Source organism: Fictibacillus arsenicus, from assembly GCF_001642935.1.
GTDB classification, from domain to species: Bacteria; Bacillota; Bacilli; order Bacillales; family Fictibacillaceae; genus Fictibacillus; species Fictibacillus arsenicus_B.
In genome coordinates, this window is record NZ_CP016761.1 from 3,289,023 (window position 1) to 3,306,738 (window position 17,716).

The following is a 17,716-nucleotide window of genomic DNA, read 5'->3' on the forward strand; positions in this document are numbered from 1 at the left end:
TATATTTACTTCACTTGGGTTTGTTTTTGTAGATTGATTGCTTTTCGGATCGCGATGATCGTTCCCATATGCAGCCCTTCATGATAAAAAGTTCGTGGCAGCACTTCCGCAAAGGTACTCATGCCAAGTTCTGTTGGTTCATCTAACTCCTGATCGAGCCGATGACCGAATTCCTGCTCAATATATTGTACCTGCTCCATTAAACGATTGCGCAATTCTTCAAGTGTTGGAGGAGTCTGCTGCCAGTTCTCCGGCTTTGTTCCGTATCCGAACAGCTCACGGTAATGTTTAGGTGCCGGATTATCCTCACGCGTTTTATGATAAAGCCAGTCATATTGATCTAAATAGATGTGGCCTAAGTTCCAACGAATGTTGTTGTTAAATCCTTCTGGTACAAAGTCAGCCTCCTCCTCTGACAATCCTTCAACGGCACTAAGCGTATTATGGCGGAATGCAGCGAGCTGTTTTAATAAGATTTCATTTCTCATCCTAATTACCTCCTTCATTTCCGTGCTATTTACTTTTTTCGCTTAAACGTTAACAAATCCCTTCTCCGCGTAAAAAAAGCACGCCCTATACAGAGCGTGCCTTCATCATTTTTTTAAGTTACATATCTCCAGCAATCAATCCATATTTGCCGTCTTTACGTCTGTACACGACGTTCATCTCACCAGTTTCGGCATTGTTATAGACGAAGAAGTTATGGCCCAGTAAGCCCATTTGAAGAATCGCTTCCTCAGTGTCCATCGGTTTAAAGTCGAACCGTTTTTCACGGACAATCTCGAAGTCATCTTCTTCCTCTAACAGAGCAGTGGATACTCCTTCTGTTCCGTTAGCAAACATGTGCTTTGAACCTTCAGCATTTCTAAATTTGCGGTTTACTTTTGTTTTGTGTTTACGAATTTGACGCTCTAATTTTTCTACCACCAAATCAATCGCAGCGTATAAATCCAAATGACGTTCCTCTGCACGAAGCAAGAGTCCCTTCATCGGTATAGTTACCTCAATGGACTGTTCATTGTTATACACTTTCAAATTGACATGTACTTCAGAGTTCGGAGTTTCGTTAAAGTATTTTGTGAGTTTAGTTACCTTTTTCTCCACGTAAGCCCTAATGGCTTCGGTCACCTCGATGTTTTCCCCGCGAATGTTAAAATGCATAACTTAACTCCTCCTTTCGGTGATGTATATATATTTCTATGTACCCTAAAAGAATTCCTCCGTAACATTTAAAATATATTGACAATTTCTTTACATTCTCGACATTTTCTTAATATAGCAACTCAATACAACTTTAGATATAAAGGAATTTGAATCGAATTTCATAATGAATTGGTTAAATTCAAGAAGAACATTACTTTTCACACAATTTATCACTATTTTAAAATAAATTATCGTCTAATAAAAAATAAAAACCCGCCTGCAAAATACAGGCGGGATCTAATGTTTGGTCATTAATGCTTTGAATTATAGTTTAGTTACGTTAGCCGCTTGAGGCCCACGTGCGCCATCTACAATATCAAACTCAACTTGCTGACCTTCGTCAAGGCTTTTGAATCCATCAGTGTTGATTGCGGAGAAGTGTACGAACACATCGTCCCCGTCTTCGCGCTCAATAAATCCAAAACCTTTTTCTGCGTTAAACCATTTTACTTTTCCTAACATGCCTTTCACAATCCCTTCATCATGCGAATCTTTGTATAGTAAATCTATACACTTCATAGTATGACACATACCCAAAAAAGTTGTCAAAGGCTTAAGATTAGCGAATAATAAGAAGTTTTGTCGAAAAATCTTAGTCGGTTTATGCGAATAAATATACATTATATACATAAAATAACCGGTTTGTTACAACCGGTTATCAAAACCTATTTATTACATTTGAGAAACCATCTGAGCCAGTTTTGCGCACAGAACAGCCCTATACGTTCCGACGATATTACCCATGATCACAGAATCGATAGCCATACGATCCTCATTAGAAAATATTGAGGTCTTCGACAACATAGATCAAGTTCGCCTTTGCACCAATCGTCGCAAGCAGTCAGTCCTTCAATTGGAAAGTTGCGAATAGTAGCAACTTTTTTCATACTTCTAATTCAGGCTTGGCCACATATAATGCAATATACAAACTCAGGAAAGTTAAACACGTGTTTAAAAAGGAGGCAATGGACGTTGCTGAACATGATCGAAAAAGTCGTCCTAAGCATGGCCGCAATCCGTATTCTATCCGGAACCCTCGAAATCACTGCAGCTCTTTTTATGCTGCATTACAATACCGTTGAACGCGCACTCGTTATCAATTCCCTGCTCTCCATGGTTGGCCCGGTTATCTTTTTCTCCACAATGACCATTGGAATCTACGGGTTGTCTGCTAAACTATCATTCACTAGCTTGTTATGGATTATGTTGGGGGTTATTTGTATTGTTTATGGAATTAAGAGGTGAAATTTTTTATGGAAAAATTTCACTTATAGTTACTTTTATCCCTATGGATTTGCTGTCTGGTAAGCAATCTCACGAAAATGTGAATTATTCTCGCGAAAATGGAACTTATTCTCACGAAAATCTTTACGAATCTCGCGAAAAATAAAATATACTCGCACGGCGACACAGTTCGACACGCTACTCTAATCAAAACAAAAACCTTAGCCCACTCAGAGCTAAGGTTTCCTTAATTTTTCTTATCAAAATACATCCCATCCGCCGATAGCGTCTGGTACGGGTTCGCGTACTGGACATTCTTTTCTTTCTTTTTCTTCATCATCGATAAGTTGTGCTTAATTTCTTCAAACTGGCGCACCAGCAGCGGTTCGATTGTCTCGTTCATCTTTACAATCATCTGTCCCATACGCTGATCTTCGTCTGAATACTCACTAGGCAGCTTATCCATGATCGCCTGACGCTGATCGAGCAGCTCATTCAACCTTTCGATGTAAGGTTCGCGCTCTTCTTTTGGAAGTCCTTTACTCACATGATCAAACAGATTTTTCGTAATCTCCAATAAAATCTTAACTGCTGACATTACACGCGCCCAGCCTCGCCGTGCTGCATGCGGCGGTTAATCTGGATTACTTCTTTCCAAGTGTTTCGGAAATCCAGCACATAATCTTCCACTTCATCCAGGATCTCAACATCGCTTTGGATGTTTGCCTCAATCAGACGGCGATTAATGTAATCGTACATCTGCATCAAAGACTTGGAAACTTCCAGATCCATGTTCAGCGTAACCATCAATTCCTGAATGACCTTCTGTGCTTTTAATAGATTTTTATTCTTTTCTTCTGTATTCTTCATCTCGATCGCCGTACGCGCGAGACCGATAAATTTCAAACATCCGTTATAGAGCATGAGCGTCAACTCGCCGGGTGACGCCGTTTGGACTGAGTTATTCTGATACGCCTTGTTCGCGTTAAGTATGGACATGTAAAGGTAACACTCCTTTTTGGTTTAAAGATTACTGTCCGCCGCCAAACTGTTGCATTAAGTACATAGATTGTTGATTCGATCGCTGAATCGCTTGCTCCATTGCAGAGAACTGACGCCAATAGCGATCTTCTACTTGAACTAAACGATCTTCGAATGCAGAGATACGCTTGTCCACGTCTGTTAGTTCACGGCCTAGTGTGAACTGTGCGTTTGTGCGAAGAGCATTACCTGCTTTTAGTTCAATTTTATCAATGGTCGTGTCAATTGTTTTACGAAGATTTTTTGCGATTCCATCATCACCAGTAAATAACTTCATAACTGCGTCAGGATTGTCAGCTAATGCTTTACGCAGTTTTGTCTCGTCGATTTTCAGCTTACCTTTATCCAAGTAATTATTCGTCGTTGTGATACCTATTTCAGAAAGCTGATTATAGTTTGTATCTCCGGTATTTACAGTAGCGTACATATTTTGGCGAAGAGTATTAATGCTAGATGTAAGAATGGAATCTCCTCGCAACATACCACTTTTTGCTTTTTCATCCCATAGCTCCGCTTCCTTCTCAGAAAGGTCTTTTCGCTGTGCATCTGTTAGCGGAGGAAAATCACGATACTTAGTTTCACTCGTTTTTTTGTTGATTGCTTCAATGGTTTCATTATACTTGTCCACAAAATTTTTGATCGAATCGACTACACCATCTGTATCTGTTGTTGAACTAATTGTTGCTGTACCTAAAGCTTTTAATGAATATGAAACTCCGCTGATTGTAAAATTATTTGAAGATCGTTTAATATTTGTTAGACCATTTAGAGTAAATTCTGCGTCCTTACCATCAACAGCTGGTGTAGGTTCCAATAATTGTGCATCAGTTCCACTTAGCATTGAACCAAAGCCGATTTTATTAAAAAAACTTACCGTATTAGTATCTTCAAGAGATAACTCAGAACCCGAGCCAGTTAAATTGTTAGAAATAACAAACTTACCAGTTGATTCATCATAGAAGGCAGACATTTCAAGTCCTGCTTCAGATAATTTTTTAGCTACTGATTCTAAAGTATCCTTTGTTGGATCAATTGTTATTTCTTTTGCTAATGCTTCAAAAGAAGAACTGCCAGGTTTTTTCACATTTACCTTAAGAGATATAGGATCAACTCCAAATAATGCATTAACATCCTTTAACGTATCAGTAGCTTTGGCATTAACTCCAGAATCTTGGATGACTCCTGATACCCAGTTCCTCGCAGTTGCGAGCTCTTTAACTGTAATTGTCGATGTAATATTCGATGCACTACCCGAAGCTGTTGCAGAGACTGCATTTGGATTTGTGCTCGTAACCATTTTCTTGTTAAAAGTCCCCTGCAGAGCTATTCCGTCAAAAATAGTACGATCTAATTCTTCTAATAGTTTATTCATCGAACGATAATCATCACGCTGCCATTCGAGCATCGTTTTTTTCTGCGCTAATTTATCTAATGGAATACGCTCTGCTTTCATTAAATCGCCTACGAGCGTGTCAATATCCATTCCACTGGCTAATCCGCCAATTCTCATGCTCACGGTTCATCACCGTCCCTAAATTTTTTTATCTACGAAAATCCCCATAAAATCAATCATTTCAGCATACATATCAAGAAACTTTTTATTCGGAATTTCTTTTACAACTTCCTTAGTCACTTCATCCACAATCTGCACATAATAATCGTTCAGTTTTTCGTGCAGAACAAACTTTGACGAAGTATGTGCCGGCTCCAGCATGTCGTTCATCGCACTGATTACTTTTTCTAGCTTCTCTTTACTTGGTTTTACTTGTACTGTAGCTTCGGCTTGAGAAGTAGTTTCTTGTGTGTTTTGGCTTTTAAGCACAGGCTCAGATTTTTGAAAAACAGGAGAACTAATTGATTGTAGTTCCACCTTCATCGCCCCTTTTATTTTTCTCTACGTTTTATATCGGATTGTACAAATAATTGTTGAGGAAGAAGCTTAAAAAGAAAACTGAAGAAATTTTATTACAATTCTATGAAACTACTCTACTAGCCGGTTTTTTATTGTAAAATAGTTGATGTTGAAGAAGATTAATGAAATAAAAATAACAATAACTACCTTTCTATTTAAATCCTAAAAATAAATGAACCAATAAATAAAATCCTAAAATAATTCTAACGAGAGGATAATGGCAGTAATGAAAGACCATCAAAAAAAACATCTAAAGAAACGCAACCGGTCTGATAAAGAACAGAGAACAGCCATTGAACAACCTCTGAAAAATAGATACATAACAGGTCTGGATGGTTTGCGGGCCATTGCTGTTCTTGCTGTTATTGCCTATCATTTAAATTTTGATTGGGCAGCTGGAGGCTTACTTGGAGTAACCGTCTTTTTTGTTCTATCTGGTTATTTGATTACAGATCTATTAATTGCGGAGTTCGTTACTACCAATCGGATAAATTTTAAAAACTTTTGGATAAGAAGAGCTCGCAGGCTCCTACCAGCCATGTTTACGATGCTTCTTGTGGTCATTACGTGGGTTACGATCTTTGAGCAGTCAATGTTGGATCGACTAGAGGAAGATACAGTTGCCGCTATTCTTTACGTCAGCAACTGGTGGTACATTTTCCAGGACCTTTCATATTTTGAGAGTTTCGGTCCCCCTTCCCTGCTGACACATTTTTGGTCGCTGGCAGTGGAAGAACAATTTTATATTCTATGGCCGCTCCTGATCGTTTTGGTCTTGAAGCTTAAAGTAAAAGAAGGATCACTTTTCTCTATTATTCTATTAGGTGCTATCGCTTCAGCTGCTGCGATGACCATGTTGTACGAACCAGGAACGGATCCAAGCCGGGTTTATTACGGAACGGATACCCGTGTCTTTTCGCTATTACTTGGGGCAAGTCTGGCTGTCATCTGGCCGAGCCGAAAACTATCAACCAGCTTACCATCTGAAATACGGTGGAAACTAGATTTTGTCGGTCTATTCGCTTTAAGTTTCATTTTCTACATGTTCTGGAGCTCGGACCAGTATCAGGAATTTCTCTATCAAGGCGGTATGGTGGCGATATCCGTTGCCTCATTGCTTGTAGTCGCAGTAATCGTTCATCCTTCAAGTAAGTTGAACACATGGTTAAGTTTTAAGCCGTTACGCTGGATTGGCGTCCGCTCATATGGAATCTACTTGTGGCATTTTCCAGTGATTGTGTTAACGAGCCCTCAATGGGGAGCAGATTCACCAAGCCTGGTGAGGACCGCGTTTCAGCTGTTTTTAATACTAGTACTTGCAAGTCTTTCATGGATGTTCATTGAAAATCCGATTCGTAAAGGCGCATTAACCAAGTTTTGCAGAGTTGTTAAACACGGTGAATGGAGACGCGAAATATCGTTTATCGGACGCTTTGTCACAACAGCAAGTATCTTGTGCGTTTTTCTTGCCATTTCCACCATTGGACTCACAACAACATCCGTTGCGCTTAGTAAAGACAATGTGATTAATGCGATCCAAGAAAAGGTCGGTAAAGAAGCTGAACCGCCTACAGAGAATAAGATAAATAAACCCGATTCTAAACCTGAAACACCAAAAGTAGAGGAAAAACCGAAAGAGAAAACACCTCCAATTGAAGCTCCACCCGTTTCGGAAAACAAATCCGTTACTGTAATTGGGGATTCAGTCATGAACGATGTAATCCCACACCTTGAAGAAGCCTTTAACAAGGTGGAAGTTGACGCAAAAATTGGCCGTCAATTTCGAGAAGCTGAAGACATTGTGAAGCAAAAGAAAAGCAGTGGCAGCTTAGGAGAGATCGTTGTCATTGAACTTGGAGCAAACGGACCGCTTTCAGATAAAAAACTAGCTGAGTTAATAGAAGAGATCGGAACGGACCGGGAGATTTACATGATCACTACACGTGTACCAAAACCGTGGCAAAATGAGATTAACGAGACCATCAAAAAGGTTGCCAGAGGGTATCAAAATGTGAAAGTGGTAGATTGGTTTACTTTTAGTGAATCTCACCTCGATTGCATTGGAAATGACGGTGTTCATCTAACACTAACAGGTGCAAGAGTTTACGCGGAATATCTGATAGATCATATCAAATAAACAAAAAGCCAATCACGGGTCAAGTGATTGGCTTCTTCTATTCTTCTTCATCACCATTGATAAGCGGGTTTTCTTTTCCGTCTGGAGCTGGAAATCCCCCTTTTGGCAGGTCTTTTAAATACACGGTAAGTTCAGGCAAGTAATAGGCAGCCACGGTTACTTCATATTGTAACTGGTCATGATTCACTTCTGGTGAAGATAGTTCGATTTCATCTAAGCTAGAAAAAATGATCGCCTCAATGACCGTAATTCGTTTTAAGTCCTTAATCGTGCTTAAAAATTTTAGCAAGCCTTCATAATTTTTAGACACAACCGACATTTCAACCGTAATCTTTTGAACCCCTTCAGGTAAAGCTTCGGGTGATGACGATTCTTTTCCATCAGATGAATTTGTTTGATCTAAAAGAATTTCTCCCGCTTTTTTTAAAGGATCATCTGTTTCTTCTTTGGGAGTGGTACTGATTTTACTGTCGCTAAAATCCATCGTTACGATCAAACTATCAGACAGGGTCTCTGCTTTTTCAAATTGAAGAATGAGCTGGTCAACTAAAGGTTTTACAGGGACTTCTTCTTGAAGAGAATATGTATTTTCCAGTAAAACCGGTGTTGATTCATGGAGAGGCTTGTTCATTTTTTCTAAGAACGTTTGCTGTTGTTTGATTTCTGAACTGACCGTTTCGACTTTTTGATGCAGGGGAGCAAGAACACCAAAATATCCATAAAGTCCACTAGCTAAAAGCAGGATAGATGCTGCAATGCCAACATATGATAAACGCTTATCCTTATCTCTCATTATTCTCCACCTGCTAAATCATGTAAATGATCTTTGTTGAATTGTATTTTGTATTGAGCTCTATACCTTGGTAAATACCCATTAAGCTCTGTCAAATCTTCTCCTTCAGCAACTTCTTCAAAATTGGTAGTTTCCATATTTTCAATCTTAGCTTCGGTTAAATAACGTGAATTTGTCAACTCGTGCAAGTTGGCAATCCACTAGAGTTCAGAAACGACAGTGATCTTTATCAAAAATTTGAAATAGATGGCCCTCTCTATGTAGATGGAGACCTAAATTTAATCGGAGCAAATGTGAAATTTAATTCAACCATCTACGTGACAGGCAAAACTACCATTCGTTATTCACGGATACAAGGACTTCAAGATGACGGAACGGAAACATCCCTGGTCATCTTTGGAAAAGATGCGATTGAAATTTCAAATAATAACGTTTATGGGGACGAACCAAATACTATAAGGGGCTTTTTCTATTCGGAAGAATTAATGGAGATCTACGGGGTATCTTCCAACCTTGAAATCCAAGGAGGCATCTTTGGAAGAAAGGTAGTTCTGAACGCAACAAGAGGCCAAGTTCGTCGGGGTGATCCGATTTACTGGGGATCACTCCTTATAGGGTATGAAGAGGAATACGCAGAAAATCAGCAAAACATCTCCCCTTCTAAATCCAGACTGCGAGTAATCTATAATCCTGAACTTATAAAGAATCCTCCAGAAGGGCTGCCGATTGTAAAGGATTTAGATGTGTCGGTAGTGAAGCGTGAAATGCATTAAACTCTTATCATCAAGTCTTTCCTACCGTTTGTGGAAAGACTTGTTTACATTGAAAAATATAAAAAGAGCTGCCATCCAACCACACAACTATAAATAATGAAGGCAATCAAACTCAGTCTTCTTACATTCTTATGAACTGGAAAAAATCCATACCATATAACAAGAACAGAGAAAACAAACTTCAGTAACAAAAACAAAATGGGATGATAAGCATATAGAGTGTTCATCAAAGGATTAAGTTCCCTAGCGCCATTCATCAGCAAAACATGAGTTACAACAGCATCTAACATATTTAACAAGCCCAAACCTAAGCAGATCCAAAAATGAGGTTGGAACTGATATGCTTTCATGATTGAATACACCCCTCTCTTACTAGGAATATATCCAAAGCATGCTTGTTAGTATGTTTATATATGAAAAAAAGACCCTAAAAGGGCCAAGAGTGTTACAACTTTAAGTCAATTGAACTTCCTAAGTGTGGTTGAACGGATTGTTCCAACATTTTTGTTAGTTCAGCACCATTTTGCTCCGCTGTGTTAATTGCCATTTTCATAACGGAAATACTGGCTTGCTGCTGGACTTGTGATTGATTCATAGCTATGGATAATGCCGCAATGTCCATGTGATACACCTCACTTAACTATTAATTCAAGATATATTGACGAAAATCCCCTTGCAGTAAAGACTGCCATTTTTTATAGGCTGGTAATACATTAAATTGAATGACTTCTTGTGCTCTAGAATATTGAGATACCTCAAACGCAGAAACCAGTACATTAATAGATTCGCGCAACGAAATCGTTTGGTTTCTTAGTTCATCCGAAAGTTGATTCTTTGCAATTAATCCACAAGTTTTTTCCATCTGATAAAAAGCCTGAGTAAAATCTCCAGAAAGAATCAAAGCAGACTCGATATTACCTTCATTAAGCATTTGTTTAACATGCTCTAAACCTTCTAAAGCGGAATCTGACAACTCAGACACTTGTTTCATTAAATCTATGTAATTTTCCATGTTGTTCTCCTTTTGTAAAAAAAGAGACCTTAGACGAACTAAGATCTCTTTTATAATAATTAATGATTAACGAAGAAGTTGAAGAACTCCTTGAGGTTGTTGGTTAGCTTGAGCAAGCATAGCTTGAGCAGCTTGAGAAAGAATAGAGTTCTTAGTTTGGTTCATCATTTCTTTAGCCATATCAACGTCACGGATGCGAGACTCAGCAGCCGTTAGGTTTTCAGCGGATGTACCAAGGTTGTTGATTGTGTGCTCTAAGCGGTTTTGGTAAGCACCCAATTGAGAGCGTTGAGCAGAAACTGACTGGATAGCATTATCTAAAACTTCGATTGCTGCAGTAGCAGATTCATGTGTCGATACATCAAGAGCGTATTCAACTGCATCATTGTTTGTTCCATTAGTTACATTTGTAACTGCTGTAAATTTCGCCCCGGCAACATCTTCATGCGAACCACCTGAATTTGTACCTGAAATATTAAGTGCTTGAGAACGCATATCTTGTACGTCCACTTGGAAACTTTGACCATTACTTGCACCAATTTGGAATTTTGTAGTAAAAGTTCCACCTACTGTATTCTTACCATCTGTTATGCCACCTAATAAGGTTGCAGCATAATCACCGGATAATTTAAGCATTGGAGTAGTACCGTCATCCGGTACTGTCCCAGCTTGCATTGTAAGTGTGATTTCATTATCAGCTGAAGCAGAAAATACTACATCACCAGAGATATCTACAGTATTACCATCTTTATCTACTGCTCTATCTAAAGCATCATTTAAAGTAGATACAAGATTAGCTTCAGTAGCCCCACCAGTTAGACCAGCTGCAATAGACGCTTCATCAATTGTTACATTATAAGTTTCCCCATTAATTGTAACGTCAAATTTTTTACCAAATGCTGTATCTGCATTAATCTGATTTGATTCAGCACCATATGTTGTTGTTGTATCTAATTCATTTCCAGTTACTACTGCTGCTGTTCCATCTACGCCTACAAATGAATCGGTTTGTACAAGGGTAGCAGGTAAACCTAATTCAGTTAATGTTGATGCAGCTGCTGCACCAGACCCAGCTTCATTTGCAATAGTAATCTTAGCATTTACACCTGTTTCCTTTGTTGTGAAGGAAACAATTCCGTTATCGGTAACATTTACATCTACTAAATCTCCCAATTTAACTAATCCACTTGCATCTGTTAAATTCTCTAAAAGACTTTTGAAATCTTCAGCAGTGTTTGCCGTACCTGCATTATACGCAGTTAATGCAGTATTATTAGCTCCTCCGGCAGCCAAACTGAAAGCTACACCAGTAGCCGCATCTCCAACCCAAATAGCTGAATCTGCTTGTGTCAAATCTCCAGTAGCTGCAACAGCTGTTGCCCCCTGCGTTGAAGTTACGGTAGCACCACGACCAGCAGTACCTGCAGCTTCATTACTTCCCAAAGCTGTTTTATTAGCACCTGCACCACCATCAAGTAATTTTTGAGTATTGAACTCAGTAGTGTTACCTATACGGTTAATCTCAGAAGTTAATTGATTTACTTCTTTTTGAATCTCAGCGCGGTCAGAATCCGTGTTTGTTCCGTTTGCTGCTTGAGTAGCAAGCTCTTTCATACGTTGAAGGATGTCGTGTGTTTCGTTAAGAGCTCCTTCAGCTGTTTGAATCATAGAAATACCGTCTTGAGCATTACGTCCAGCTTGCTCTAATCCACGGATTTGCCCACGCATTTTTTCAGAGATTGCTAGACCTGCAGCTTCATCTCCTGCACGGTTGATACGAAGACCTGAAGATAATTTTTCCATGGATTTAGATTGTCCAGTAGCTGCCGTATTCAATTGACGATACGTGTTAAGTGCAGCGATATTGTGATTAATTCTCATTTCTTTTTCCTCCTTGAATGTGTTCCACCCACGTCCTTGTGGTTGGATGCTTATTGAGAAAAGAATACTTATACGGCCGATAAAGCACTCTCTGTCTCTACATAAGTTATATCGGAGTTAAAAGATGTATCTTTAATCTGTTTTATATCTTTTTTAAACTTTTTAATTTTTGAAAAGTATCTATTGACGTACTAGCTGCATCATTGTTCTCTTTTTGGATGGAAACAAATACTTCTTTACGATGAATTTCGATATTTTTTGGAGCAGAAATTCCTAACTTAACTTGATCTCCATCAATGGATAAAACAGTAAGCTCAATGTCATTTCCAATTTTAATGACTTCTTTTGGTTTGCGGGTCAATACAAGCATTCATTAACCCTCCTGTCCCATTAAGTTAGATTCATTCAACTCGTGACGTGTTCCGTATGTAGTATCTAATAAAACAACTTGCTTCGCTAAATTTTCTTTATAATTAATAACCAATGGTGCCTGCAAGTTAGCAGTAGACTTTTCCAATGGTTCATGAATGGTGAGGATTACTTGGATCATTACATCTGAAACATCTTTTATTCTAAGGTACTCTTGTACAGATTTTATTATTTCAAAATCATACTCTTTAAAAAACAAAAAAGGATTTGTTGTAAAAAATGCAAGTTCTCTTGTTGATACCGACTGCAGCGTTGAAAATGGTGTTCCTTCCATAGGAATTAATACAAAGTTTTTTTCATCTTCAAACCCTGGCAGACCTTGCTCAAAATGTATGATGTCTTTTTCATCTACTTCTATTGTTTCTTCAAATTTCGTATGAATTATCATAGCATTCACCCTTTACTTTTTTCATCAATAAACAGACCTACGAAGTCTATGGATAAAGATGGTCTTTGTATCAAATCAATACTAACTGTTCCAGGCGTATAAGTATGAGTTAGTTTGTTTAGCTTTACATCAATTTCCGGTTTGTTTGTATTCCAATTTATGTTTACATTTCCTGGCTGATAATCTATTTTTACACTATTAGGTGAAGGAATAAAACCAATATTGAATTCATAGATTGGACCTTCACTGTTTGTTTTCGCATGCTCTGCTATCGGATTACCACCATTTTCAATTCTCATCAGGTCGTCTCCTTCTTGAGACATCCTTGCAAGACCGGCTAACCAGTCCTCGTAACCTTTTTGAGCAAACTCTTCTATTCTTTTCGAAATATTCTTTAAATCCATATCTTCTCTGGCTATTGATTGATCGATAGTAAGCTGTCCAGGCGTACGGTCAATTTCTAGTTCAGCTTTTGGTTGTTTAATAGACAACTCTGCTGGTGGTTGTTTAATTTCTTGGACTGCCTTTTGAGAAGTTATAGATATCTGTCCAAAAGTAGTTTCCAATCTTATTTGAGGAAAGTTCACTAGTTTCCCCTCCTAATAAGTAGTTACTGCAAGAAAAGAGCTATCACGAGGATAGCTCTTTTAAGATTTACCGTAAAAAGTCCATTAAAGAAGGTTGAATAATTCTCGCACCCACTCCAAGTGCTGCACGCTGGACAGTTTCCTGCATTTTTAAATCTGTAATAACTCGTTCAATATCAGCATCTTCATTTTCAGAAAGGATTCGATTCGCAATGACTTCTTGTTCACTTACACGTGCATCGATTAACTCAACTCGGTTATAGCGCGCACCTAACTCTGCACGTTCTGAAACAAGTTTTTCTAAGTTTTTATCTAATTTCCCTATAAAACTATCGATATCTGAAGGGTTAGTACTATTTAATGCTTTCTCAAGTTCCATAATGTCACCAAACAATCCGCTATCAGTAGAACCACTTGTGTAAGTGAAAATAGTTTTCGGATTTACGTTAATAGCAATATCGATACCCTTTGACAGCTCGATTTTAACTGGATTCCCGTTTTGCGATACAGGATTTGGTTTAGAAAAGTCTACTGGCTGTGTGGTTGTATCATTTCCATTAAAAATATATTTACCGGCAACCTGAGTATTTGCTATTGAAACTAGATGCTCTTTTAATTGTCCGATTTCTTTTGAAATAATTTGGCGCTGTGAATCTTCCAAAGTCCCATTACTAGCCTGAACTGTAAGTTCTCGAATTCGCTGCATGACACTCGTTGCTTTATCTAAGGCAGCATCACTGTTCTCCATCCAGTTGTATGCTTCCGATAAGTTACGTTTATATTGTTCCACTTCTGTTAAATTTGTTCTATAGGACATGCCTTTCATGGCAACAACAGGATCATCTGAAGGACGGCTGATTTTTTTACCTGTTGACAGTTGTTCCTGTGTTTTCGCCATGCGCTCATAGCCCTGACTGATATGTCGTAGCATGTTATTTGATAACATTGATTGAGTTACACGCATTTACTTGCACCTACCTTCCTCCAACACCCATGCCATTAATAATTTTGTCCAGCATTTCATCAATAACTGTAATATTTCGAGCAGAAGCATTGTAAGCATGCTGGAATTGAATCATGTTAGTCATTTCTTCATCTAATGATACTCCGCTTATACTCTGTCTTCGCGAATCTACTGCTGATTTTAGGACATTTGAATTATCCATAAGTCTAACAGCTTCTTGTGATTCAACAGCCATTCTTCCAATCATTCCTTCATAAGTTGTTTTTAGTTTTACATCCGAGTCATTTTTAACATCTGAAAGTAATTGAGCATTATCTCCATCACCATCAGATGTGGTTAATCCCGCTGCAATATTTTCGATTTTATTTTTAATATCATCGTGAATGGTAAGACGACTTGCAAAACCTGCTATTGGAGTCGTAGATGTAATCTCTTCAGAAACTGCCCCTGGAATTTCCAGAGCAAAGAAGTCAATGTTTGTTGTATTAGTAAGTGAATATCCATTGCTATGAACCTCGTTAAATTTCACTGCAAAACCTTTAGCTAGCTTATCCAGGTCATTTAGCATAGTTGGATATGTGTTATTAAAAGAGTCTGTTAAGCCGGAAAGACGCCCTCCTACTTTTAGAGTAGTAATATCAGAAGGAGGTGCTCCTAGAGTAAATTTAGTAAGTTTTCCTGTTGTACTGTCAATATTGTAATTAACATCACTTTTAGCTAAAGCTGCACCATCTACAAGTTTCCCAAGACTTTGTGTACCATCACCACTTATTAGTTCAATAGTATACTTGCCTGCTGCCATTGGTGAAGGATCATCACTAGATGGTTCAGAAGTAACTTTGATATTCACTAATTCTGATAGACGATCAACCAGCATGTCTCTTTCGTCATACAAATCGTTAGGAAGATAACCATGTGGTTCAATCTCGCTAATTTGTTTATTGATATTATTAATCTGAGTCGTTAAGGAATTAACTTCTAATTTCGTTATATCAATTTGACTTTCCATATCTTTCTTAATTGTATATAGCGAGTTTGAAAGGTAATTAAATGTTTCAGCAACCGCTATCCCTCTTTGTCGAACGACTGACCTTGCTCCTGAATCTTCTGGATTCACAGCAAGATCCTGCAAAGACTGCCAAAACCGGTCTAACGTTTTAGAAAGCCCATTATCAGAAGGCTCATTCATGATGTCTTCCATCTTTTCAAGGCCTTCAGCTTTCGCACCCCAATAACCTAACTTGTTGTTCTCCGTTCGAAACTGAACATCCAAGAAACCTTCACGGACACGCTGAATAGAGCCGGCTTTCACCCCTGTTCCCATTTGACCTGGAATATTTGGACGGTTCATAGCAGCTGCTGGGTATGGCTCTGTTTGTTCGAAGTTTACGCGTTGACGCGAATAACCTGGTGTATTGGCGTTAGATATATTGTTTCCTGTTACTTGAAGAGCAGTCTGCTGGGTAAACATCCCCCTGCGAGCTGTTTCAAGACCGTGAAAAGTTGAACGCATGTTGAATTCCTCCGTATGGGTTAAGCTTTAGAATCAAATAAAGAAGTCGAGTTGGATTGGTATGGGTTTGCCCTTTTCGTATATGTGGTTGGTTCTTGTTCAGGCTGAATCATACCTAATGACATATTTACATATTGAAGAGACTGTTCTAACAGCTCTTGATTTAATTCATTTCTGCTTTTTAGAGCTTCATAAGCAGTAATTAATTTCTTTTGCAGTTGTAAAAGGTTTTCCTTTTCATTGAGTTCAGCCTGTTCAAGCACATCACCTAAAGTAACATTTGCAAACTTAAGTAGTCGTTCTTTTTCAATCAACTTCAATTTTTTCACTTGAAGATCTTCTTCTTTTAATAGAACGTCAAGTGCTTTTATATCACCAAGCTTTAATACATCCGTTTTTCGGTCTCCTAGTGTAAGAAGCTCTTCGTGGGATTTCAATAAACGCTCCAGCAATGATGTCATTTGTGCAGTTTCCATGGAGTCCTCCTAGGATTTAGGCCAAAAGTCTAGAATAGATTTTGCAACTCTCGAAGCGTCGACTTGATAGTTTCCACTCTCAACTTGTCGCTTAATTTCGTTCACTTTATCAGCACGCTCTTGTTCAAACTTAGAAGAAGACAGAAGCTTTTTTGCCTCGTCTGAAATTTGAATCTCATCTTTTTTATATGCAGACTGAACTGTCTCTTGTTTCACATCTTGTGTCTGTTTTTTGTATGGGTTGTTTTGTATAGAATTAAAATGGTTAATGCGCATTTTTTAGTCACCTCATTTTTAAAAGAAAAACCGAACTCTCTTACTCTAGAGTATCGGCTAAATGTGTTAAATCTTTAAGGAATGAAACAAAATTAGGTTAATTGTCATCAGTATGGTAAGAAGGTAATGCTTCCTCTGCTTTTTTCTTAATAAAATCCTCAATAGACAGATCGCTTTTGATTCTGTTTTTACATTCTTCACATAGACGACCATCGTTAATTGGTTTCTGGCATCCATCACATGGATAGCTGAAGTTCGGGAAACCTTTTACTCTTATTCGGCCTTGATGAATAAATTGAATAATCTTACTCTCAGGTACTTTTGTGCCTTCACTTACATCAAGTAGTGTAGCGTTTCGATTTTCACTTCTGCGTATGAATTTGTATACATCATCATACTGTTTTTCTTCTTCACGATAACACACATCACAATTATCTCGCAGAGTTTTTATAAATAGTTTTCCGCATTGCGGACAGTTCATCAAGTTGCCCATAAAACCGCTCCTTAGCATTCTATCTCTCCTTTTTATCGGAGACAGCTAACGAGATTTTAACAGTGACAATCGATTTATTTTCACCTTCCTAATGTAATGGAAGAAACACTTATGGCTCCAGCTTCTATCAGGACTTTAGCCGCATATCGCAATGTACTGCCGGTTGTGTAAACATCGTCAATTAACAAAACGGAATGACCTCTTATTGAATTATTATCTATTACTATAAAGGGGTTGTCCTTTTTCTTCATTCTCTCAAGACGATTCTTTTTACTCTGTTTCTCTTCATGAGCATTTCTCTCTAATAAATTATGAACATCTCTATTAAAACCTCGTGCGATTATGTCCGCTTGATTGAATCTTCTTTCATAGTGTCGCTCATTACTAAGAGGAATTGGTACTAGAATTGTATCTCCGGAAATACCCTTTAGCTTAGAGCGCATAACTGGATAGAAGCCCTTCACCAATTCTGCATCACCGCGATACTTTATCTTTGAAATAACTTCTTTTAAAAAATCGTTATAGACATAAAGTGACCGATTTTGCTGCAGGACTCCTGCCAATTCTTCATCTTCCTCCCACCGAATACAGTCGTAACAAGAATCACCCTGTCG

The 17,716-nt window shown here is 38.3% G+C and carries 25 protein-coding genes; 3 read left to right on the plus strand and 22 right to left on the minus strand.

Annotation, left to right across the window (positions count from 1 at the left end):
• Window positions 1-5 precede the first annotated feature (5 nt).
• The 3 genes from ABE41_RS16840 to ABE41_RS16850 all read right to left on the minus strand — a co-directional run bounded on the left by ABE41_RS16840 (window position 6) and on the right by ABE41_RS16850 (window position 1,665).
• Window positions 6-488, minus strand: coding sequence for a DinB family protein (locus ABE41_RS16840; protein ID WP_066292832.1), 483 nt, complete (start codon window positions 486-488; stop codon window positions 6-8).
• A 118-nt stretch (window positions 489-606) separates the two neighbouring features.
• A complete protein-coding gene (hpf, locus tag ABE41_RS16845) occupies window positions 607-1,161 on the minus strand; it encodes a ribosome hibernation-promoting factor, HPF/YfiA family (RefSeq protein ID WP_066292835.1) in 555 nt (184 codons plus the stop codon).
• 306 nt (window positions 1,162-1,467) lie between these two features.
• Window positions 1,468-1,665, minus strand: coding sequence for a cold shock domain-containing protein (locus ABE41_RS16850; RefSeq protein WP_066245425.1), 198 nt, complete (start codon window positions 1,663-1,665; stop codon window positions 1,468-1,470).
• 519 nt (window positions 1,666-2,184) lie between these two features.
• Here ABE41_RS16850 and ABE41_RS16855 point away from each other — a divergent pair.
• Complete coding sequence (locus ABE41_RS16855) at window positions 2,185-2,448, plus strand: YqhV family protein (RefSeq protein ID WP_066294930.1); 264 nt, start codon at window positions 2,185-2,187, stop codon at window positions 2,446-2,448.
• 226 nt (window positions 2,449-2,674) lie between these two features.
• Here the strand turns inward: ABE41_RS16855 and ABE41_RS16860 are convergent, their stop codons facing one another.
• From ABE41_RS16860 to flaG, 4 genes are read right to left on the minus strand one after another with little or no spacing between them, the layout of a single operon-like run.
• Window positions 2,675-3,025: a flagellar protein FliT gene (locus tag ABE41_RS16860; protein ID WP_066292837.1), complete on the minus strand. Its 351-nt coding sequence runs from the start codon at window positions 3,023-3,025 to the stop codon at window positions 2,675-2,677.
• Window positions 3,025-3,426, minus strand: coding sequence for a flagellar export chaperone FliS (gene fliS / locus ABE41_RS16865; protein WP_066292838.1), 402 nt, complete (start codon window positions 3,424-3,426; stop codon window positions 3,025-3,027). The genes ABE41_RS16860 and fliS overlap by 1 nt, the downstream gene beginning before the upstream one ends.
• A gap of 31 nt (window positions 3,427-3,457) precedes the next feature.
• Window positions 3,458-4,978, minus strand: a complete 1,521-nt coding sequence (locus tag ABE41_RS16870) for a flagellar hook-associated protein 2 (RefSeq protein ID WP_066294933.1) — start codon at window positions 4,976-4,978, stop codon at window positions 3,458-3,460.
• Between the two features lie 21 nt (window positions 4,979-4,999).
• Entirely contained in the window at window positions 5,000-5,338 is a 339-nt protein-coding gene (flaG, locus tag ABE41_RS16875) for a flagellar protein FlaG (RefSeq protein ID WP_253805369.1), read from the minus strand.
• A gap of 268 nt (window positions 5,339-5,606) precedes the next feature.
• On the opposite strand from flaG, the gene ABE41_RS16880 reads away from it, so the two are divergent.
• Complete coding sequence (locus tag ABE41_RS16880) at window positions 5,607-7,517, plus strand: acyltransferase family protein (RefSeq protein ID WP_437435455.1); 1,911 nt, start codon at window positions 5,607-5,609, stop codon at window positions 7,515-7,517.
• Window positions 7,518-7,554: 37 nt separating this feature from the next.
• Here the strand turns inward: ABE41_RS16880 and ABE41_RS16885 are convergent, their stop codons facing one another.
• The gene (locus ABE41_RS16885) at window positions 7,555-8,310 is read right to left on the minus strand and encodes a hypothetical protein (RefSeq protein ID WP_066292843.1); all 756 of its coding nucleotides are present in this window, start codon (window positions 8,308-8,310) and stop codon (window positions 7,555-7,557) included.
• Window positions 8,310-8,498: a hypothetical protein gene (locus ABE41_RS16890; protein ID WP_066292846.1), complete on the minus strand. Its 189-nt coding sequence runs from the start codon at window positions 8,496-8,498 to the stop codon at window positions 8,310-8,312. Before ABE41_RS16890 ends, ABE41_RS16885 begins: the two co-directional genes overlap by 1 nt.
• Here ABE41_RS16890 and ABE41_RS16895 point away from each other — a divergent pair.
• Window positions 8,493-9,083 (plus strand): hypothetical protein, encoded by a 591-nt coding sequence (locus ABE41_RS16895; RefSeq protein WP_066292849.1) that lies wholly within the window; start codon window positions 8,493-8,495, stop codon window positions 9,081-9,083. The genes ABE41_RS16890 and ABE41_RS16895 overlap by 6 nt on opposite strands.
• A 44-nt stretch (window positions 9,084-9,127) precedes the next feature.
• On the opposite strand, the gene ABE41_RS16900 is transcribed toward ABE41_RS16895, so the two are convergent.
• From ABE41_RS16900 to ABE41_RS16960, 13 genes are all read right to left on the minus strand, one after another.
• On the minus strand, window positions 9,128-9,433 hold the full coding sequence (locus tag ABE41_RS16900; protein ID WP_066292851.1) for a DUF5658 family protein: 306 nt from the start codon (window positions 9,431-9,433) through the stop codon (window positions 9,128-9,130).
• Between the two features lie 95 nt (window positions 9,434-9,528).
• Window positions 9,529-9,705 carry a YjfB family protein gene (locus ABE41_RS16905; protein ID WP_066292852.1) on the minus strand — a complete coding sequence of 59 codons (177 nt, stop codon included), beginning with the start codon at window positions 9,703-9,705 and terminating at the stop codon, window positions 9,529-9,531.
• Between the two features lie 21 nt (window positions 9,706-9,726).
• Window positions 9,727-10,095 (minus strand): DUF8042 domain-containing protein, encoded by a 369-nt coding sequence (locus tag ABE41_RS16910; RefSeq protein ID WP_066292855.1) that lies wholly within the window; start codon window positions 10,093-10,095, stop codon window positions 9,727-9,729.
• A gap of 66 nt (window positions 10,096-10,161) precedes the next feature.
• Window positions 10,162-11,976 carry a flagellin N-terminal helical domain-containing protein gene (locus ABE41_RS16915; protein WP_066292857.1) on the minus strand — a complete coding sequence of 605 codons (1,815 nt, stop codon included), beginning with the start codon at window positions 11,974-11,976 and terminating at the stop codon, window positions 10,162-10,164.
• Window positions 11,977-12,118: 142 nt separating this feature from the next.
• Complete coding sequence (csrA, locus tag ABE41_RS16920; RefSeq protein ID WP_066292859.1) at window positions 12,119-12,346, minus strand: carbon storage regulator CsrA; 228 nt, start codon at window positions 12,344-12,346, stop codon at window positions 12,119-12,121.
• A gap of 3 nt (window positions 12,347-12,349) precedes the next feature.
• Window positions 12,350-12,793, minus strand: coding sequence for a flagellar assembly protein FliW (fliW, locus tag ABE41_RS16925; RefSeq protein WP_066292864.1), 444 nt, complete (start codon window positions 12,791-12,793; stop codon window positions 12,350-12,352).
• A 5-nt stretch (window positions 12,794-12,798) separates the two neighbouring features.
• Complete coding sequence (locus ABE41_RS16930; RefSeq protein WP_066292868.1) at window positions 12,799-13,380, minus strand: DUF6470 family protein; 582 nt, start codon at window positions 13,378-13,380, stop codon at window positions 12,799-12,801.
• 67 nt (window positions 13,381-13,447) lie between these two features.
• Complete coding sequence (gene flgL, locus ABE41_RS16935) at window positions 13,448-14,344, minus strand: flagellar hook-associated protein FlgL (protein WP_066292871.1); 897 nt, start codon at window positions 14,342-14,344, stop codon at window positions 13,448-13,450.
• Between the two features lie 10 nt (window positions 14,345-14,354).
• Window positions 14,355-15,857 carry a flagellar hook-associated protein FlgK gene (gene flgK / locus ABE41_RS16940; RefSeq protein ID WP_066292874.1) on the minus strand — a complete coding sequence of 501 codons (1,503 nt, stop codon included), beginning with the start codon at window positions 15,855-15,857 and terminating at the stop codon, window positions 14,355-14,357.
• A 20-nt stretch (window positions 15,858-15,877) separates the two neighbouring features.
• Complete coding sequence (locus ABE41_RS16945; RefSeq protein WP_066292877.1) at window positions 15,878-16,333, minus strand: flagellar protein FlgN; 456 nt, start codon at window positions 16,331-16,333, stop codon at window positions 15,878-15,880.
• 9 nt (window positions 16,334-16,342) lie between these two features.
• Window positions 16,343-16,609, minus strand: a complete 267-nt coding sequence (gene flgM / locus ABE41_RS16950) for a flagellar biosynthesis anti-sigma factor FlgM (protein ID WP_066292880.1) — start codon at window positions 16,607-16,609, stop codon at window positions 16,343-16,345.
• 97 nt (window positions 16,610-16,706) lie between these two features.
• Window positions 16,707-17,102, minus strand: a complete 396-nt coding sequence (locus ABE41_RS16955; RefSeq protein WP_066294936.1) for a TIGR03826 family flagellar region protein — start codon at window positions 17,100-17,102, stop codon at window positions 16,707-16,709.
• A gap of 80 nt (window positions 17,103-17,182) precedes the next feature.
• Window positions 17,183-17,665: a ComF family protein gene (locus tag ABE41_RS16960; protein WP_156774302.1), complete on the minus strand. Its 483-nt coding sequence runs from the start codon at window positions 17,663-17,665 to the stop codon at window positions 17,183-17,185.
• Window positions 17,666-17,716 lie beyond the last annotated feature (51 nt).

What these genes read in the sequence shown, in the direction of transcription:
- ABE41_RS16840 (WP_066292832.1), bottom strand. Translation starts at nt 488, where the DNA reads ATGAGAAATGAAATCTTATTAAAACAGCTCGCTGCATTCCGCCATAAT.
- hpf (WP_066292835.1), bottom strand. Translation starts at nt 1,161, where the DNA reads ATGCATTTTAACATTCGCGGGGAAAACATCGAGGTGACCGAAGCCATT.
- ABE41_RS16850 (WP_066245425.1), bottom strand. Translation starts at nt 1,665, where the DNA reads ATGTTAGGAAAAGTAAAATGGTTTAACGCAGAAAAAGGTTTTGGATTT.
- ABE41_RS16855 (WP_066294930.1), top strand. Translation starts at nt 2,185, where the DNA reads ATGATCGAAAAAGTCGTCCTAAGCATGGCCGCAATCCGTATTCTATCC.
- ABE41_RS16860 (WP_066292837.1), bottom strand. Translation starts at nt 3,025, where the DNA reads ATGTCAGCAGTTAAGATTTTATTGGAGATTACGAAAAATCTGTTTGAT.
- fliS (WP_066292838.1), bottom strand. Translation starts at nt 3,426, where the DNA reads ATGTCCATACTTAACGCGAACAAGGCGTATCAGAATAACTCAGTCCAA.
- ABE41_RS16870 (WP_066294933.1), bottom strand. Translation starts at nt 4,978, where the DNA reads ATGAGAATTGGCGGATTAGCCAGTGGAATGGATATTGACACGCTCGTA.
- ABE41_RS16880 (WP_437435455.1), top strand. Translation starts at nt 5,607, where the DNA reads ATGAAAGACCATCAAAAAAAACATCTAAAGAAACGCAACCGGTCTGAT.
- ABE41_RS16885 (WP_066292843.1), bottom strand. Translation starts at nt 8,310, where the DNA reads ATGAGAGATAAGGATAAGCGTTTATCATATGTTGGCATTGCAGCATCT.
- ABE41_RS16900 (WP_066292851.1), bottom strand. Translation starts at nt 9,433, where the DNA reads ATGAAAGCATATCAGTTCCAACCTCATTTTTGGATCTGCTTAGGTTTG.
- ABE41_RS16905 (WP_066292852.1), bottom strand. Translation starts at nt 9,705, where the DNA reads ATGGACATTGCGGCATTATCCATAGCTATGAATCAATCACAAGTCCAG.
- ABE41_RS16910 (WP_066292855.1), bottom strand. Translation starts at nt 10,095, where the DNA reads ATGGAAAATTACATAGATTTAATGAAACAAGTGTCTGAGTTGTCAGAT.
- ABE41_RS16915 (WP_066292857.1), bottom strand. Translation starts at nt 11,976, where the DNA reads ATGAGAATTAATCACAATATCGCTGCACTTAACACGTATCGTCAATTG.
- csrA (WP_066292859.1), bottom strand. Translation starts at nt 12,346, where the DNA reads ATGCTTGTATTGACCCGCAAACCAAAAGAAGTCATTAAAATTGGAAAT.
- fliW (WP_066292864.1), bottom strand. Translation starts at nt 12,793, where the DNA reads ATGATAATTCATACGAAATTTGAAGAAACAATAGAAGTAGATGAAAAA.
- flgL (WP_066292871.1), bottom strand. Translation starts at nt 14,344, where the DNA reads ATGCGTGTAACTCAATCAATGTTATCAAATAACATGCTACGACATATC.
- flgK (WP_066292874.1), bottom strand. Translation starts at nt 15,857, where the DNA reads ATGCGTTCAACTTTTCACGGTCTTGAAACAGCTCGCAGGGGGATGTTT.
- ABE41_RS16945 (WP_066292877.1), bottom strand. Translation starts at nt 16,333, where the DNA reads ATGGAAACTGCACAAATGACATCATTGCTGGAGCGTTTATTGAAATCC.
- flgM (WP_066292880.1), bottom strand. Translation starts at nt 16,609, where the DNA reads ATGCGCATTAACCATTTTAATTCTATACAAAACAACCCATACAAAAAA.
- ABE41_RS16955 (WP_066294936.1), bottom strand. Translation starts at nt 17,102, where the DNA reads ATGGGCAACTTGATGAACTGTCCGCAATGCGGAAAACTATTTATAAAA.